This is a genomic window from Martelella mediterranea (assembly GCF_021021415.1).
In the GTDB taxonomy this organism is placed as follows: domain Bacteria; phylum Pseudomonadota; class Alphaproteobacteria; order Rhizobiales; family Rhizobiaceae; genus Martelella; species Martelella mediterranea_C.
Map to the genome: position 1 here is coordinate 36,302 of NZ_JAINWJ010000014.1, position 15,508 is coordinate 51,809.

The following is a 15,508-nucleotide window of genomic DNA, read 5'->3' on the forward strand; positions in this document are numbered from 1 at the left end:
CGCATTGGGAATGCGAGGCGCAAGAACACGCACCTCCTCTCGTGGGGAGATGGGATTAGATCCTCGGGTCAAGCCCGAGGATGACGCCCGAAGAGAGGCTGGCACAAAACAATCTCCCCCTCAAAGGGGGGAGATCGGCGCTACTGGCAGGTCGATTGAGATGGCAGAGCCTATGATTCAATAAATGTGGGAAAACGTGTCACATCCACTGTTGTGCACAACAAAACGAGGAAAGCCATGGCGGCGATGGAACTGCCCTTTTCGAAATCGGAATATGACCGCCGGCTGGCGCTGACCCGGAAGGCGATGGAGGCCTATGGGCTGGATGCGCTGGTGGTGACTTCGCCCGCCGGCATGAACTGGCTGACCGGCTATGACGGCTGGTCCTTCTATGTCGATCAGGCGGTGATCGTCACCGGCGACGGCATGCCTTACTGGTGGGGTCGGCTGATGGACGCCAATGGCGCGCGCCGCACCGCCTTTCTCGCTGAGGATCATATCCTCTGGTACGCCGACCGCTATATCCAGGCAGACGGCATCCACCCGATGGACGACCTTGCCGAAAAGCTTGCGGGTCTTGGCCTCGACAAGGCCCGCATCGGCGTGGAGATGAACGCCTACTACTACTCCGCCGCCGGCCACGCGGCGCTGATGAAGGGCCTGCCGGGCGCAACCATCAAGGACGGTTCGGGCCTTGTCGACTGGCAGCGCGTGGTGAAGTCGGAGGAGGAAATCGCCTTCATGCGCAAGGCAGCGCAGATTTCCGACCGGGTGATGGGCCATGCGATGGAGATCGCCGAGCCGGGCATGAAGAAGAACCATTTCGTCGGCGAACTGATGAAGACCGCGATCACCGGCGTCGACGATATCTGGGGCGATTATCCGGCGATCATGCCGCTACTGCCATCCGGTCCCGACGCCTCCGCGCCGCATCTCACCTGGAGCGGCGACGAGTTCAGAACCGGCGAGGCCACCTTCATCGAGCAGGCCGGCTGCTATCGCCGTTACCATGCGCCGCTCAGCCGCACCGTGTTCTTCGGTAAGCCGCCGCGATACATGACCGACGCTGCGCAAGCGCTGGTCGCCGGGCTCAACGCCGGCATCGAGGCGGCGCGGGCCGGCAACCGGGCGGGCGATATCGCGGCAGCGCTGGAAAAGGAACTCTGGAAGGTCGGCATCGAACGGCCAAACCGCTGCGGCTATGCCACCGGCCTTGCCTATCCGCCGGACTGGGGCGAGCACACCGTCAGCATCCGCACCATCGACGAAACCCTGCTGAAACCGGGCATGACGCTGCATTTCATGCCGGGGCTGTGGATGGATGACTGGGGACTGGAAATCACCGAGACCATCCTGATCACCGAAAACGGCCCTGCGGAGGCACTCTGCAGCGTCGAGCGCAAACTGTTCGTGAAGGATTGACCGTTGAGCGATCTGACCGCAGCCCGCGATATTCTCGCAGACCTTGTCGCCTTTCCCTCGGTGTCGTCGGAAAGCAATTTGCCGCTGATCGCCTATATCGCCGAGCGGCTGTCGGATTGCGGCGCACGGGTGGAAATCCTGACCGACGCCACCGGGACCAAAGCCAACCTGTTCGCAACGCTCGGCGACGACCGCCCCGGCGGGCTGATGCTGTCCGGCCACAGCGATGTCGTGCCCGTGGACGACCAACTCTGGACCAACGACCCGTTCACGCTTGCCGAACGCGACGGCAAGTTCTTCGGCCGCGGCACCTGCGACATGAAGGGCTTCATTGCCGCCTGCCTTGCCAAGCGGGACACCCTGGCCGAGATCGCGGCCAGCAAGCCGATCCACTTCGCCTTCACCCATGACGAGGAGGTCGGCTGCATCGGCGCGCGGGCGCTGACGGAATGGCTGTCAGAGCGCGAAGTCCGTCCCGCGCTCGCGATCGTCGGCGAGCCGACCATGATGCGGGTGATCGAGGGGCACAAGGGCTGCTGCGAATACACCGTCACCTTCACCGGCCGCTCCGGCCATTCCTCGGCGCCCGAGCTGGGCGTCAACGCGGTCGAATATGCCGCCCGCTATATCGCCCGGCTGATGGAACTACGGGAAAAGCTGATGGCGCGCGTGCCGGAAGGCTCGCGCTACCAGCCGCCCCATGCGACGCTCAATGTCGGCGCGCTGGAGGGCGGGTTGTCGCATAATGTCATTGCGCCGCGCGCGGTGCTGCGCTGGGAAACCCGGCCGGTGATCGCCGAGGACCTGTCGCTGGTGAAAGACGACATTGCCGACTACTGCGCCCGCGACCTGTTGCCCGCCATGCGCGCAGTGGCGCCTGAAGCCGATATCGAGACGGAGGTGATCGGCGAGGCCGCGGCGCTGTTTCCGAGAAATGAAAACGCCGCCCGCGACCTCGCCTTCCGGCTCACAGGCGCGGACAGCGCCGACGTCGTGCCCTTCGGCACCGAGGCCGGCTTCTTTCAGGAAATCGGCATGGACGCCGTTGTCTGCGGGCCGGGCTCGATCGACCAGGCTCATAAACCCGATGAATATCTGAGCGCAGACCAACTCGGCCAGTGCCTTGCGATGCTCGACCGGCTTGCGGGCGCGTGGCGATGACGGCGGAGCCTGCCACCGGCCGCGACCGGCTTATCCAGATCCACGACGTCATTCGCGAGCGGATCATGATGCTGGACTATCCGCCGGGCGAAAAGCTCTCGGAAGTGGCCCTTGCGAATGAATTCGGCGTGTCGCGCACGCCGCTCCGGCGCGTGCTGGCTGGGCTGGAGGATGAGGGGCTGCTGCTCTCCGTCCATGGCGTCGGCACCATCGTGACCGATGTCGACTTCGATGAGCTGGCGCAGGTCTATCGTCTCCGGATGGAGCTTGTCGTGCTGATGGCGCATCTAGATCCAGCACCGGTCACCGAGGGGATCGTGGCGGATTTTCGCGCACTCCACGAGCGCGCTCTTTCGCTCAGGAACGCCCCCGCGCCGCGCGATTTCGCGGCACTCGACCGGGACATGTTTCTGGCGCTCAACCAACTTTCGCTGAACCAGCCGCTCCGAGACACCGGCGAACGCCTCTATTTCCGCACCGCCCGCATCTGGCTGCAGGCCATCACCGCCTCGGCGGCGGATCTCGAAAATGAAGCGGAGATCTATTGCCGGGAAACCGCCGAAATCCTCGCCGCCGTCGAGGCCGGCCAGCTCGACGCACTCAGCCACCTCCGCCGCGCCCATATCGCCATGAGCTTCGAGCGGATGCGTTGATCAGTTACGATCGAAAGCCCCGGCCGCCTGTCCGCGTTTAGCGGGAATCGCCTGGCTCTGTTGAGCGACAAAGCCGCCCCATATCCTGCTGCGTCACTGCGCTCGACCGCAGGGCGGCCGCATGTGGGATGGCTTCTTGCCCCCAATACTCTCTCCCGCTGGCGGGAGAGATGCCCCGAAAGGGGCAGTGAGGGTGGCGCGGCATTTCAAATCGTGACGGCGCTCGCGGTGATAGACTCCCCCCTCACTGTCGCTATCGCGACATCTCTCCCCTCCGGGGCGAGAAGATTAGGGGGCTATGCGGTGAGGCCATGCACGCGACCGAAGGCCCCACAACGAGGGCCCGGCTGCGCCTATAGAATCTCGGCGGGATGAGCCTGTGGCGGGAGGGGCGCGCGGATTACGTTCGAACACGGCCAACGTGGAGCGCTCGCTGGCCCGAGAAAACCCACTTATCAGGCTTGGCCAGCAACCTCGCTCCTATTTGCCCTGCCGCCACGAGTTGACGCCAGTCGGGCTTTTGGTTATCAACGTTACGTTATAACATTTAGTGACCAAACGATGCCCGTTCGTTTGGCATTCTCGCGCAAGTTCAGGACACGACCCATGCTGCAAAACAATGACACCCGCCTGCCCGTCACCGTGCTTTCCGGCTTTCTCGGCGCGGGCAAGACCACGTTGCTGAACCACATTCTCAACAATCGCGAGGGTCGGCGGGTCGCGGTGATCGTCAACGATATGAGCGAGGTGAATATCGATGCCGATCTGGTGCGCGAGGGCGGCGCCGATCTATCGCGCACCGAGGAAACCATGGTCGAGATGACCAATGGCTGCATCTGTTGCACGCTGCGCGACGACCTTCTGACGGAAGTGCGGCGGCTTTCGGAGGAGAGGCGCTTCGACTATCTGCTGATCGAGGGAACCGGCATTGCCGAGCCGCTGCCGGTGGCCGCGACATTCTCCTGGCGCGACGAGCGCGGCGAGAGCCTCTCCGATCTCGCCCGGCTGGATACCATGGTCACGGTGGTCGACGCGGTGAACCTGCTGCGCGAATATGGCGGCCATGAATTTCTGAAGAACCGTGGCGAGGTCGCCGGCGAAGGAGACGAACGCACGCTGGTCGATCTTCATGTCGAACAGATCGAATTCGCCGATGTCGTGGTCGTCAACAAGGTCTCGGACGTGAGCGCGGAAGAGCGCGAGAATGTCGTCAAGATTGTCCGCGCGCTGAACGCCGATGCCAAGATCATCGAGACGGATTTCAGCCGTGTCAATCTCGACGAACTGCTCGATACCGGCCTCTTCAGCGAGGACAAGGCGAGCCAGCACCCGCTCTGGGCCAAGGAGCTTTACGGTTTTGCCGATCATGTACCGGAGACCGAGGAATACGGTATTTCAAGCTTTGTCTATCGCGCCCGCGCGCCGTTCGATCCGCTGAAATTCGACGCGTTCACGCGGATGAATTTTCCCGGCCTGATCCGCGCCAAGGGGCATTTCTGGCTGGCGACGCGGCCGGATTTCGCCGGCGAATTCTCGCTTGCCGGCGCGATCGTGCGCAACGGCCCGCTCGGGCGCTGGTGGGCGGCCGTTCCGCGCAGCCGGTGGCCGAATGCGCCGGAGCTGCAAAAAATGATCGATGATTGCTGGGACGAGATCTATGGCGATCGCCGGCAGGAGATCGTCTTCATCGGTGCGGGCATGGACCAGGCGGCAATCCGAGAAGCCCTCGATGACTGCCTGATCGACATCGGGCCTACGTTCAATGAACGCGATTTCGAGTTCCTGACCGACCCCTTCCCTTCGTGGACGAGAGGCTGAGGCGGACTAGCCCCACAGCACCGGCTCAGCCGGGTGCATCACCGAGCCATCGAACCGGATTGCGTTCGCGCGGTCCTGGGCAAGCAGCAGCGGCCCGTCGAGGTCGACGAAGGCCGCGCCCTCGGCCACCAGCATGGCCGGCGCCATGGCAAGAGAGGTGCCGAGCATGCAGCCGATCATGATCTGGAAGCCCATGGCCTCCGCTTCCTGCTTCAGGAGCAGCGCCTCGGTCAGTCCGCCGGTCTTGTCGATCTTGATATTGATCGCGTCGTATTTGCCCTTGAGATCGGCAAGCGAGGGGCGGGCGTGGCAGCTCTCGTCAGCGCAGACCGGCAGCGGGCGCTCGATATGGCGCAGCGCCTCGTCATCGCCGGCCGGCAACGGCTGTTCCACCAGCGCCACGCCGAGACGCACGAGCGCAGGCGCAAGTGCCTGATAGGCCTCGACGCTCCAGCCTTCATTGGCATCGACGATGATCGTGGCATCGGGCGCGCCGGCGCGCACCGCCTCGATGCGGCCAAGGTCGTCGTCAGTGCCGAGCTTGACCTTCAACAGCGGCCGGTGGGCGTTTTCGGCGGCCTGAGCGCGCATCTTTTCCGGTTCGCCGAGCGAGATGGTGTAGGCCGTCGTCAACGGGCCGGGCTTTTGAAGGCCGGCAAGCTGCCAAACCGGCTTGCCGCTGCTTTTGGCTTCAAAATCCCAGAAAGCGCAGTCGAGCGCATTGCGCGCCGCGCCCGGCTTCATCCGCGTCTGCAAGGATTCGCGATCGAGCCCGGCGCGGATTTCCGCCTCCAGCGACAGGATATCGGCAATGACGCCGTCAACCGTCTCGCCATAGCGGGCATAGGGCACGGATTCGCCGCGCCCGGTATGCGCGCCATCGGTGAGCGTCACCGTCACCACGCGGATTTCGGTGCGCGAGCCGCGCGAAATCGTGAAGGAGCCCGCGACCGGAAACACGTCCTCGCGGGCGGAGACGTAAAGTTCGCTCATAGCGCCGCCAGCGCATCGGCGAGGCGTTCGGCCCCGTGGCGGAACGGATCGACCGTCGGCAGGCCCATGCGCGCTTCGGTCTGCCGGCAATATTCAAGCGCCTCCTCGTCCGACATGGCTGAGGTATTGAGCGAGATGCCGACCACCTTGCAATCCGGATTGACGATACGGGCCATCTGCAGCGCGAGATCCCGCACCGCTTCGAGGCTCGGGAGCTGATAGTCCGGCAGGCCGCGCATATGCGGCCGGTTGGGCTCGTGGCAGATCACCAGCGCATCCGGCTGGCCGCCATGGATCAGCGCCAGCGTCACGCCGGAATAGGAGGCGTGGAACAGGCTGCCCTGCCCTTCGATCAGGTCCCAGTGGTCGGCATCATTGTCCGGCGAGAGATATTCGATCGAGCCGGCCATGAAATCGGCGATCACCGCATCGAGCGGCACGCCGCCGCCGGTGATCAAAATGCCGGTCTGGCCGGTGGCGCGGAAGGTCGCCTTCATGCCCTTGTCACGCATCGCCTTTTCCACGCAGAGCGCGGTGTACATCTTGCCGACCGAGCAATCCGTGCCGACAGCGAGCATGCGCTTGCCGGTCCGCTTCTTGCCATTGGCAATGGGGTATTGCACGGCGGGAATGCGCACATCATGCAGCGTGCGGCCGAGTTCCCTGGCCTTGGCGGCAAGGTCGGCCTCGTTGCGCAGCAGGTTGTGCAGGCCGGAGGCGAGGTCGAGACCCGCCTCCATCGCCTCGATCAGCACGCTCTTCCAGGCCGGCGAGATCACGCCGCCGCGATTGGCAACGCCGATCACCAGCGTCTTGACGCCCTTGTCCACGGCTTCCGCGATCGACAGATCGGGCAACTTCATGTCCGCCTTGCAGCCTTCAAGCCGCAACTGGCCGACGGCATATTCCGGACGCCAGTCCTTGATGCCCTGCGCCACCTTGGCGGCAAGCCCGTCGGGCGCATCGCCCAGGAACAGAAGATAGGGAGTTTCGATCATGTGCTTGACCACCCGGCTGTGAGAGAGAGTTGCGCGACGATATCGCGACGGGACGGTAGCGGTCAAGCTGGAGCGATGAAAGTTTGCGCGAATTGGCGCGCACCACGCAGGAATCGCGAATTATGATAGCCCGAAATGTGATTTTGACGTTTTTTTGGGCCTACAGCGCAAGGTGGAAGATTGACGCAAATCTGCCCCCGCGCCGAGCGGCGCAGGGGCCTTGCCTCTCAATCAGCCGCGACCGAAATCGTCGACGATGCGGATGATGTCATCCTCGCCGAGATAGGAGCCGGTCTGGACCTCGATCAGTTCCAGCGTGATCTTGCCGGGATTGTAAAGCCGGTGGACGGCGCCGAGCGGAATGTAGATCGACTGGTTTTCGGTCAGCTGCTTCACGTCCTCGTCCACCGTCACCTCGGCCGTGCCCTTGACGATGATCCAGTGTTCGGCGCGGTGGTGGTGCTTCTGCAGCGACAGCTTTTTGCCGGGCTTAACGAAGATGCGCTTGGCCTGGAAGCGCTCGCCCTTGATGATCGAGGTATAGCCGCCCCAGGGTCGGTAGGAGGTCGGGTGTTCCTCGGCCAGCGCCCGGGTTTCCTTCGCGCCCTTCAGTACCTTGACGATATTGCCGACATTCTGGCTGTCTTCGAGCTTGCCGACATAGACGGCATCCTCGGAGGCAATCACCGCCATGCCGTCGAGCCCCTGCATGGCGATATGCATGTCGCGCGAGATCACCAGCGAATTCTGGGTGTCGAGCAGCGTCGCATCGCCGGAGACGACATTGCCGCTGCCATCCTGTTCGCCATCCTTCCAGATCGCATCCCAGGAGCCGAGATCCGACCAGGTGAAGGCCGACGGCACGACGGCGGCTTCGCTGGTCTTTTCCATCACCGCATAGTCGATGGAAATATCGGGGCACTGCGCAAAGGTCTCCTTGTCGAGACGGGTGAAGTCGAGCTCGAGATCGCTCTCGTCCTTCAGCACGGCCTGCTCGGCGAATTCGAACACTTGCGGGGCGTATTTCTCCAGTTCCCGGATCAGCACCGCGACCGGGAACATGAACATGCCGGAGTTCCAGGTGTAGTTGCCGGCCGCCAGCATCTCCTCGGCCTTGTCCTGCGCGGGCTTTTCAACGAAGCGGGCTACCTTGCGGGCGCCGGAGGGAAGCTCCTCGCCGGCCTCGATATAGCCGAAGCCGGTGGCGGGTTCGGTCGGCTCGATGCCGAAAGTGACGAGCTTGCCGCTCTTCGCGGCCTCAAGCGCGGTATCGATCGCGCCGAAATAATCCGCGCCCGCATCGATCTCGTGGTCGGAGGCCAGCACCTGCATGATTGCGTCGTCGCCGAAATTGGCGCGAACCATGGCGGCGGCGGCGGCAACGGCGGGGGCGGTGTTGCGGGCGATCGGCTCAAGAATGATGCCGGAGAGCTCGATATCCAGTTCGCGCGCCTGTTCGGCGGCAAGGAAGCGGAAGTCCTCATTGGTCAGGATGATCGGCGCTTCGTAGCGATCGCTGTCCGACACACGTTCCAGCGTCTTCTGGTAAAGCGTCTTCGGCCCGAGGAAACGGATGAACTGTTTCGGCGCTGTCGCGCGCGACAGCGGCCACAGGCGCGTGCCCTTGCCGCCGGCCATGATGACGGGAACGATCTTGCTGCTCATGTCGATAAATCTCCTAATGAATGAATCTTTTGAATAAGGGTCTGTTTAACGGGCCTTGAAACCTTCGATCAGGGCGAGCCCCTGTTTCAGAAGTTCGCGCGCCTCGCCGGCGCTCGCCGCCTCCACGTAACAGCGCATTTCGGGTGCGTTGCCGGAGGGGCGGAAATGGATGATGCGGCCGTCATCGAGCGTGACCCGCAGGCCGTCGATGTCGCTCTTGTCCGCAACCGTGCCGATCGGCGCAAGGAATTCGGAAAGATTGTCGTCGCTTTCGCGCAGGTAGTCCATCAGCGCGGCGCTGCGCGCCTGCTCGAAGTTCTTGATCCGGTCGGCATCGGCGACCGGCAGGCTGTAGGCCTTCGCGAGTTCCGACAGCTTGCGCTTGTCGCGATGGGCGAGATAGAGCGCGGACAGGACGGGCAGGAAGCAGTCCCGCGTCGGCAGCGGCGCGATCGTGTCGCCGGCCGGGCGGAAGGGTGAGGCCGTCAGCAGGCCGCCATTGGCCTCGAACCCCATGACGCCGTCCTTGCCTTCGGCAATCGCCTTTTCCATGCCGGCGATGACGTAGGGTGAACCGACCCTTGTCCTGATCACCTCGAAATCGCCGTTCTTCTCGATGCCGGAATTGGAGGTTACCGGGGTCACGACCACTTTCGCGCCGAGAAAATTGGCGGTCATCAGACCGATCAGATCGCCGCGCAGCGGGGTGCCGGTCTCATCCGCCACAAGTGGCCGGTCGGCATCGCCATCGGCGGAGATGATGGCGTCGAAACCGTGTTCGCCGGTCCAGCCCTTCAGAAGCGCGACGGTTTCCGGCGCCACCGCCTCGGTATCGACAGGAATAAATTCCTCGGAAAAGCCGAGCGGCTTGACGTCGGCGCCATAATGCTCAAGCACCGCGATGAACAGATCGCGCGCCACCGTGGAATGCTGATAGACGCCGACCTTCATGCCGGAAAGGGCATCATCGGGAAGGATGGCGGTGCAGCGCGCGCCGAAGCCGGCCAGCGCCTCGCTTGCCTCGTCCTCGCCCTCTGCGGTTGTCTGATCGACGGTGCCCGCAAGCTGCTCTGCAAAGCCGGAAATCGCCTCTTCATCCGCCTTGGTGATCTCGCCATCGGGAAGATAGAATTTGATGCCGTTGCGATCGGCCGGAATGTGGGAGCCGGTGATCATGATCGAGGCGGCTTTCCGCTTCTGCCCGTAAAAGGCCAGCGCCGGCGTCGGCAGCGCGCCGCAATCGACCGGCGTGAAGCCCGAGGCCGCGATCGCGCCCATGCAGTTTGCCGCGATCGCCGGGCTCGACTCGCGATAATCCTGCCCCACAAGCACGACATCGTCTTTTTCGGCATAGCCTGCCTTTTGCAGGTGATGACAGAAAGCCGCCGTGTAAAGGGAAGAAGGCTCCCCCAGGAGATCCGTTGACAGGCCGCGAAGGCCGCTCGTCCCGAATTTTACGCTCATCGGTACTGTTTATCCCAGTCTTTGCGCCGCCGCCGGGCAGAGGTCCCGACCGGCCGCCTTTCAAAACAATGGAGCGGCCTCGGCCACTCCGTTTCGGACAGTCTATCGCACGAACCCGTCGATTACCAAAACTCGAGGCGCCAGGTCCGCGCGGAGGGGGTAATCTTCGCCAAAATGATGCCCCTTACAAGCTTGGCAATACTGAAACGATAAGTTGAGAACGTTTTTCCTGGAACATCGCAGTTCCCAAGCCCCTTTCCTGTCGAACAGCGGTTTTTCGCCACACAGTGTCGCGCTCGAACGCCCTCTTTTTCGTCCATGACATTTAACGCCTAACTTTACTATTTGTTCCGTGGCGCTACCGCTCGCGGAGTTGAAGCCGTTAAAAAAAAGCGTCAGCGGTGGAACCGATCGCCAAACCGGGACGTTTCGATGCGAAGTCGGAAGTCCTTGCACCTTTCCGGTACGGTGACTTATAGGTGTGCCCGGGCCGGGGATTGTCTGCCTGAGCGAGAATAAAAGAGCTTGAGCCTGTGGAACATTTGCCATCGGAAATTGTGGAGGCGATCAGGGACGAGGACCGTCTGAAGACGCTTTCGCAATCGATCATGCGCGCGGCGGAAGTCGACGAGAATTTCGTCGCGATCGTCGAAGCTGCGGCAAACCGCTTTTCCTGCCCCGCCGCCCTGATCCTGATTGCCGATTCCGACGAAAACTGGGTTCAGGCCGTCCATGGCATGAAGGTTGATGACGTGCCCACCCGCTCGGGCCTGTTCGTCTACCCGATCGCGCTCAAGAAACAACGCGCGCTGATCCTCAACAATCCCGAGACCCATGAGGAACTTGCCCGTTCGGTCCCGATGTTCGAAGGCAAGCGGGTGAAGTTTTTCGCCGGCGCTCCGATCCCGGTTCACGGCGTCAATGCCGGGGCCATCTGCATCATCGACGGCGAAAACCACCGCGACACCACTGAAGAGGATGCCGAAGCGCTGCGCCGACTGGCGAACCTTGCCGGCTCGCTTTATGAACTGAAGCACGCCGCGCGCGGCAAGGCTTCGGCCGATATCGCCCTTTCGCAATCGGAACGCCGCCATTCGATGGCATTGCGTGCCGCGAATATCGCGACCTGGAGCTGGGACGGCATCAGCGAGACGGTTGAATGCGACAATGCTCTACGGGAAATGCTTGCGCTTTCACCCGATGAGCCGGTGACCTGCCGCCGGGTGCTCGGCGCCATTAACAAGGACATGCGCTTTTCCCTGATGCGCCGGTTCAAAGCGGCGCTTGACCGGGGCGAGGAATATCAAAGCGAATTCAAGGTGGAGTCCACCGGTAAATGGCTGCTTTCGCTGGGCGGCGCTTATGAAGACGCATTGCTTGAGGAGCGCAAGGGGCCAGTGTTCGGCGTGGTGGTCGATATCAGCACCACCAAGGAAAGCGAACAGAAGACCCGCCTTCTGCTGCGCGAACTCAACCACCGCGTCAAGAACACGCTGGCGATCGTACAGTCGATCGCCGGCCAGACGCTGCGGCGCTCGCGGACCTCGGCCGAATTCAACATGTCGTTCTCCGGCAGGCTGCAGGCACTTTCCGCCGCGCATACCCTGCTGTCCGACGAGCAGTGGGGTGCAATCGCGCTCGACCGGCTGCTGCGCTCGCAGATCGCGCCCTACAGCGACAGTTCGGGCCGGCAGGTGGATATCCACGGCAGCGCCGTCTATCTCGATCCCGACGAAGCGCTGGCGCTCGGCCTCGTCATCCACGAACTTGCCAGCAATGCCGCCAAGTTCGGTGCGCTTTCGACCCGGGCCGGCGTCGTGGATATTACAGTGGCCTGTAAGGATGAAGGCGGCAACGCCCATCTGGAACTCGACTGGGTCGAGGTTGGCGGGCCGCGGGTGACCACGCCCGAGCAGCGCGGCTTCGGGTCCGTTCTGATCGAACGCAGCCTCGACAAGGTCATCGGCAGCAAGGTCGATGTCGACTATGCCGAAACCGGCCTCAAGGTCCACATATCCATGCCGTTGCGCTACTGCTGAGCGAACGCAAGTTCGCATAAAGACACCCGCCCGTTTCCCGAACGCGGCGGGTTTATTTTTTTCCGCTCTTTTTTCCAAAAAAGTCATCGGTCGGAGGAACAAGGGTCATTCGGGCACGTTTAATTGTCGTGAGCAAGGTGAGATAAAAACAAATAACGCAACTATTAAATCGCACCTAAATTGGAGCAATTCAAGAAAAGAGGAGTATTGACATGCTTCGCAAGATTCTTTCGACCACCGCACTGGTAGCTGTTGTTTCCACGGGTGCAGCCTTTGCCCAGGACACCAACACCACCGAACCCATGAACCAGCCTGAAGCAAGCTCGGGCATGGAAAACGGCGCGGCGCCGATCTTCCCTGACCGTCAGGCAGCAGGCGAAGACGCCAAGAGCTTTTACGGCGCGACCGGCGAGCAGGTTCTCGCAAGTTCGCTGCTTGGCTGGCCGGTCTACGGCATGAGCGCCGAAACCCAGGAACGTGAACAGGTCGGCGACATCGCGGACATCGTGATGAACACCGATGGCTCGGCCAACGCCGCCGTGATCGGCGTCGGCGGTTTCCTCGGCATCGGTGAAAAGGAAGTCGCGATTTCCTTTGACCGCCTCTCCTGGCAGCAGGGCGAAAACGGCGCGTGGCTCAGCATCGACGCCACCCGTGAGGAACTCGAATCCGCGCCGGAATTCGAATCCGACAACGAGAACCTGATGGAAGTTGGCCGCGCTCCGGCGCCGGAAGGCACCATGGCGGATGGCTCCACGGATTTGGCTAACACCGCAGGAACCGCGCTCGACGAAGCCGGCAACGCGACGGGCGAAGCCATGAACGACGTGGCAACCGGCATCGGCACTGCCGCAGACGCTACCGGCAACGCCATGAACGATGTCGCCTCCAATGTCGACAATGCCGGCGATGCGATGCAGAACGACGGCACCATGGCCGAAAACCCGATGCTGGAAGGCATGAGCGAAGTCGACACCGCCTCGATTTCCTATGACGAGCTGGAAGGCGCACCGGTACTGGGCGCTGAAGGCGACAATGTCGGCGAAATCTCCGACATCATTGTCTACGGCGACAATAACGAAAACGTCTTCGTCGTTGATGTCGGCGGGTTCCTGGGCATTGGCGAAAAGCCGGTCGCCATTTCCGCGGAAGCGGCCACGGTCATGAGCGATGGCGATACCTATGTCGTCCAGACCGAGTATGACCGTGCCACGCTCGAAAACCAGCCGGAATATACCGAGCAGAGCCTGAACGATAATCCGGATGCCGTTCTTCTGAACTAATTCCGGCCCGACGTTCCTTGCAGAAAGCCCGTGATCTCGCGATCGCGGGCTTTTTCATGCCGGACGCCAGAGCCCGTCGCCTCCGCGCAGCAGCAGCGGCGTGGCAAAGCAGGCGTGAATATCCTCGACGATATCCGCATCGAAAGCGGCAAGCGCCTCGACATGGCGCGCGGTCTGCAGCATGGCGGCGGCGATCGCCACGGGGCGCACGCCGCATTGCTTCAGGAGCGAAAGCCCCGCGACGATCGATTTGCCCGAGGAGATCACGTCATCGACGAGCGCGACCCGCTTCCCCTCAAGCAGCGGCAGCATGCGTGGATCGATATAGAGCCGCTTCTGCTGACCGGGCGTGGTGATGGAACTGACCGGAAGCGACAGCGCGTCCTCGTACCAGAACTTGCGTGAATTGCCGAGCGGCACGTAGCGGGAATGGCCAAGCGCCTCGGCCACAGCAGCCGCCAGCGTGAGGCCCAGCGTCGGCAGGCCGACGATGATTTCGGGCTTCAACGGGGCAAGCCGGGCGGCGAGATCCTCGGCAAGCGCCTTGGTGACCGCGAACGAAGCCTGGTTGATGATCAGAGACGCAAGTCCCTCACCGCTGTCTCCGAGCGGGCGGATCGGCAAAAGTAAACGGCGGCCGTCGGCAAGCCGCGCGGTATAGGCGGCGTCATGGGCGGCCGTCTCAGCCGGCGCGGGCGGCAGCAGTTCCTGCCAGAAATGATGGGGTTGCATGGCGGATGAAATCTCGAGGCTTGGCCAAAAACAGTCTTGCCCTCATCATTAGGCTTCGGTAGCCCTTTGAGGCAAGGGGGCGCTGTGCGCCGGTGCGCATTCACTGGCGCGCGATCTCGAAAAGCGGGGTTTTGATGATCCATCTCTACAAGGTCGGAGGGGCGAAGACGCCGATGTCTTCCACCGGCACGCCCGCGCCGCTTGAGGACGACGTGATCTGGATCGACATGCTCGATCCGACCGAAGACGACATGCGCCACATCGAAGAACTGCTCGGCGTGGTGCTGCCGACGCGCGAATCGCTGAAGGATATCGAGCCCTCGAGCCGGTACTATACGGATGGCGACGCCGTCTACATGACGGCCTCTGTCGTCATGAATGTGGATTTCGGCCTCGCCCATCTGACCGATATCGGGTTCATTCTCGCCGAGGGACGGCTGATCACCATCCGCCACGCGGAACCGAAGCCGTTCTTCCTGTTTGCCGCAGACATGAAGCGGCTCGAAGTTGCGCCCGGACAGGGCGCCAAGGTTCTGGCCTATCTGCTCGACACGATCGTGGACCGCACCGCCGAAATCCTGGAACTGGCTGTCGCCAAGATCGACAATATCTCGATTGCCGTGTTCGGCGAGGGCGCGCGCGGTCGCAGACGCCCGCCGGCGGAGCTGGAAGAACGCCTGATCGAGATTTCGACCTATCATCGCCTCGTCAGCAAGACCCGCGACAGCCTGACCACGCTGTCGCGGCTTGCGACCTATGTGCAGACGCTGCGCCGGGTGCGCGACGACAAGGCGACCAAGGATCTGTGCCGGATCGTGTCCCACGATATCCAGTCGCTCTCTGAGCATGCGGGCTTCGTCGCTTCCAACATAACCTTCCTGCTCGATTCCTCGCTTGGCCTGATCAATCTCGAACAGAACAACATCATGAAGCTGTTCTCGGTGGTCTCGGTCGTGTTCGCGCCGCCGATGCTGATCGCCGGCATATACGGCATGAACTTCGACAAGATGCCGGAGCTGCACTTTTCGTGGGGATATCCGGCCGCTCTCGGCCTGATGTTCCTGACCGGGGCGGCGGCGGTCGTCTGGCTGCGCAAGCGCGGCTGGCTGTAGCGACGAAACACACGCATTTCTTGCAATAAAATCAGATATTTACAGCATGCGACATTGATGCCGCCCCTTGTCTTGACTAGCATGGGCGCTAAAACTATGGTGCGCACCACTTGACCGGGCCTTTCCGCCGCTTTATCGCGTGGCCGGAGCCTTCTTGACGGGGACGCG

The 15,508-nt window shown here is 62.5% G+C and carries 12 protein-coding genes; 7 read left to right on the forward strand and 5 right to left on the reverse strand.

Annotated elements, in window-relative coordinates:
- The first annotated feature begins 237 nt into the window (after positions 1-237).
- The 4 genes from K7H91_RS10675 to K7H91_RS10690 all read left to right on the forward strand — a co-directional run bounded on the left by K7H91_RS10675 (position 238) and on the right by K7H91_RS10690 (position 5,054).
- A complete protein-coding gene (locus K7H91_RS10675; protein WP_230720212.1) occupies positions 238-1,422 on the forward strand; it encodes a M24 family metallopeptidase in 1,185 nt (394 codons plus the stop codon).
- Between the two features lie 3 nt (positions 1,423-1,425).
- A complete protein-coding gene (argE, locus tag K7H91_RS10680; RefSeq protein WP_230720213.1) occupies positions 1,426-2,583 on the forward strand; it encodes an acetylornithine deacetylase in 1,158 nt (385 codons plus the stop codon).
- Positions 2,580-3,236: a GntR family transcriptional regulator gene (locus K7H91_RS10685; RefSeq protein WP_230720214.1), complete on the forward strand. Its 657-nt coding sequence runs from the start codon at positions 2,580-2,582 to the stop codon at positions 3,234-3,236. Before argE ends, K7H91_RS10685 begins: the two co-directional genes overlap by 4 nt.
- A gap of 609 nt (positions 3,237-3,845) precedes the next feature.
- Positions 3,846-5,054 carry a GTP-binding protein gene (locus K7H91_RS10690; RefSeq protein WP_419197477.1) on the forward strand — a complete coding sequence of 403 codons (1,209 nt, stop codon included), beginning with the start codon at positions 3,846-3,848 and terminating at the stop codon, positions 5,052-5,054.
- A 6-nt stretch (positions 5,055-5,060) separates the two neighbouring features.
- Here K7H91_RS10690 and dgcA read toward each other — a convergent pair whose 3' ends face one another.
- The 4 genes from dgcA to K7H91_RS10710 form a co-directional block, all read right to left on the reverse strand.
- The gene (dgcA, locus tag K7H91_RS10695; RefSeq protein WP_230720216.1) at positions 5,061-6,047 is read right to left on the reverse strand and encodes an N-acetyl-D-Glu racemase DgcA; all 987 of its coding nucleotides are present in this window, start codon (positions 6,045-6,047) and stop codon (positions 5,061-5,063) included.
- Positions 6,044-7,045, reverse strand: a complete 1,002-nt coding sequence (dgcN, locus tag K7H91_RS10700; RefSeq protein ID WP_230720217.1) for an N-acetyltransferase DgcN — start codon at positions 7,043-7,045, stop codon at positions 6,044-6,046. Before dgcN ends, dgcA begins: the two co-directional genes overlap by 4 nt.
- 231 nt (positions 7,046-7,276) lie before the next feature.
- On the reverse strand, positions 7,277-8,710 hold the full coding sequence (locus K7H91_RS10705) for a mannose-1-phosphate guanylyltransferase/mannose-6-phosphate isomerase (RefSeq protein WP_230720218.1): 1,434 nt from the start codon (positions 8,708-8,710) through the stop codon (positions 7,277-7,279).
- Between the two features lie 45 nt (positions 8,711-8,755).
- A complete protein-coding gene (locus K7H91_RS10710; protein WP_230720219.1) occupies positions 8,756-10,174 on the reverse strand; it encodes a phosphomannomutase in 1,419 nt (472 codons plus the stop codon).
- Positions 10,175-10,716: 542 nt separating this feature from the next.
- On the opposite strand from K7H91_RS10710, the gene K7H91_RS10715 reads away from it, so the two are divergent.
- Positions 10,717-12,213 (forward strand): HWE histidine kinase domain-containing protein, encoded by a 1,497-nt coding sequence (locus K7H91_RS10715; RefSeq protein ID WP_230720220.1) that lies wholly within the window; start codon positions 10,717-10,719, stop codon positions 12,211-12,213.
- Between the two features lie 212 nt (positions 12,214-12,425).
- On the forward strand, positions 12,426-13,496 hold the full coding sequence (locus K7H91_RS10720) for a PRC-barrel domain-containing protein (RefSeq protein ID WP_230720221.1): 1,071 nt from the start codon (positions 12,426-12,428) through the stop codon (positions 13,494-13,496).
- A gap of 54 nt (positions 13,497-13,550) precedes the next feature.
- On the opposite strand, the gene K7H91_RS10725 is transcribed toward K7H91_RS10720, so the two are convergent.
- Positions 13,551-14,228 carry a phosphoribosyltransferase gene (locus K7H91_RS10725; RefSeq protein WP_230720222.1) on the reverse strand — a complete coding sequence of 226 codons (678 nt, stop codon included), beginning with the start codon at positions 14,226-14,228 and terminating at the stop codon, positions 13,551-13,553.
- Positions 14,229-14,362: 134 nt separating this feature from the next.
- Here K7H91_RS10725 and K7H91_RS10730 point away from each other — a divergent pair, with 134 nt between their 5' ends.
- Positions 14,363-15,340 carry a magnesium transporter CorA family protein gene (locus tag K7H91_RS10730; protein WP_230720223.1) on the forward strand — a complete coding sequence of 326 codons (978 nt, stop codon included), beginning with the start codon at positions 14,363-14,365 and terminating at the stop codon, positions 15,338-15,340.
- The last annotated feature ends 168 nt before the right edge of the window (positions 15,341-15,508 follow it).

Coding starts and splice junctions, on each gene's coding strand:
- K7H91_RS10685 (WP_230720214.1), top strand. CDS start 2,580: ATGACGGCGGAGCCTGCCACCGGCCGCGACCGGCTTATCCAGATCCAC.
- K7H91_RS10710 (WP_230720219.1), bottom strand. CDS start 10,174: ATGAGCGTAAAATTCGGGACGAGCGGCCTTCGCGGCCTGTCAACGGAT.
- dgcA (WP_230720216.1), bottom strand. CDS start 6,047: ATGAGCGAACTTTACGTCTCCGCCCGCGAGGACGTGTTTCCGGTCGCG.
- dgcN (WP_230720217.1), bottom strand. CDS start 7,045: ATGATCGAAACTCCCTATCTTCTGTTCCTGGGCGATGCGCCCGACGGG.
- K7H91_RS10705 (WP_230720218.1), bottom strand. CDS start 8,710: ATGAGCAGCAAGATCGTTCCCGTCATCATGGCCGGCGGCAAGGGCACG.
- K7H91_RS10675 (WP_230720212.1), top strand. CDS start 238: ATGGCGGCGATGGAACTGCCCTTTTCGAAATCGGAATATGACCGCCGG.
- K7H91_RS10725 (WP_230720222.1), bottom strand. CDS start 14,228: ATGCAACCCCATCATTTCTGGCAGGAACTGCTGCCGCCCGCGCCGGCT.
- K7H91_RS10730 (WP_230720223.1), top strand. CDS start 14,363: ATGATCCATCTCTACAAGGTCGGAGGGGCGAAGACGCCGATGTCTTCC.
- K7H91_RS10720 (WP_230720221.1), top strand. CDS start 12,426: ATGCTTCGCAAGATTCTTTCGACCACCGCACTGGTAGCTGTTGTTTCC.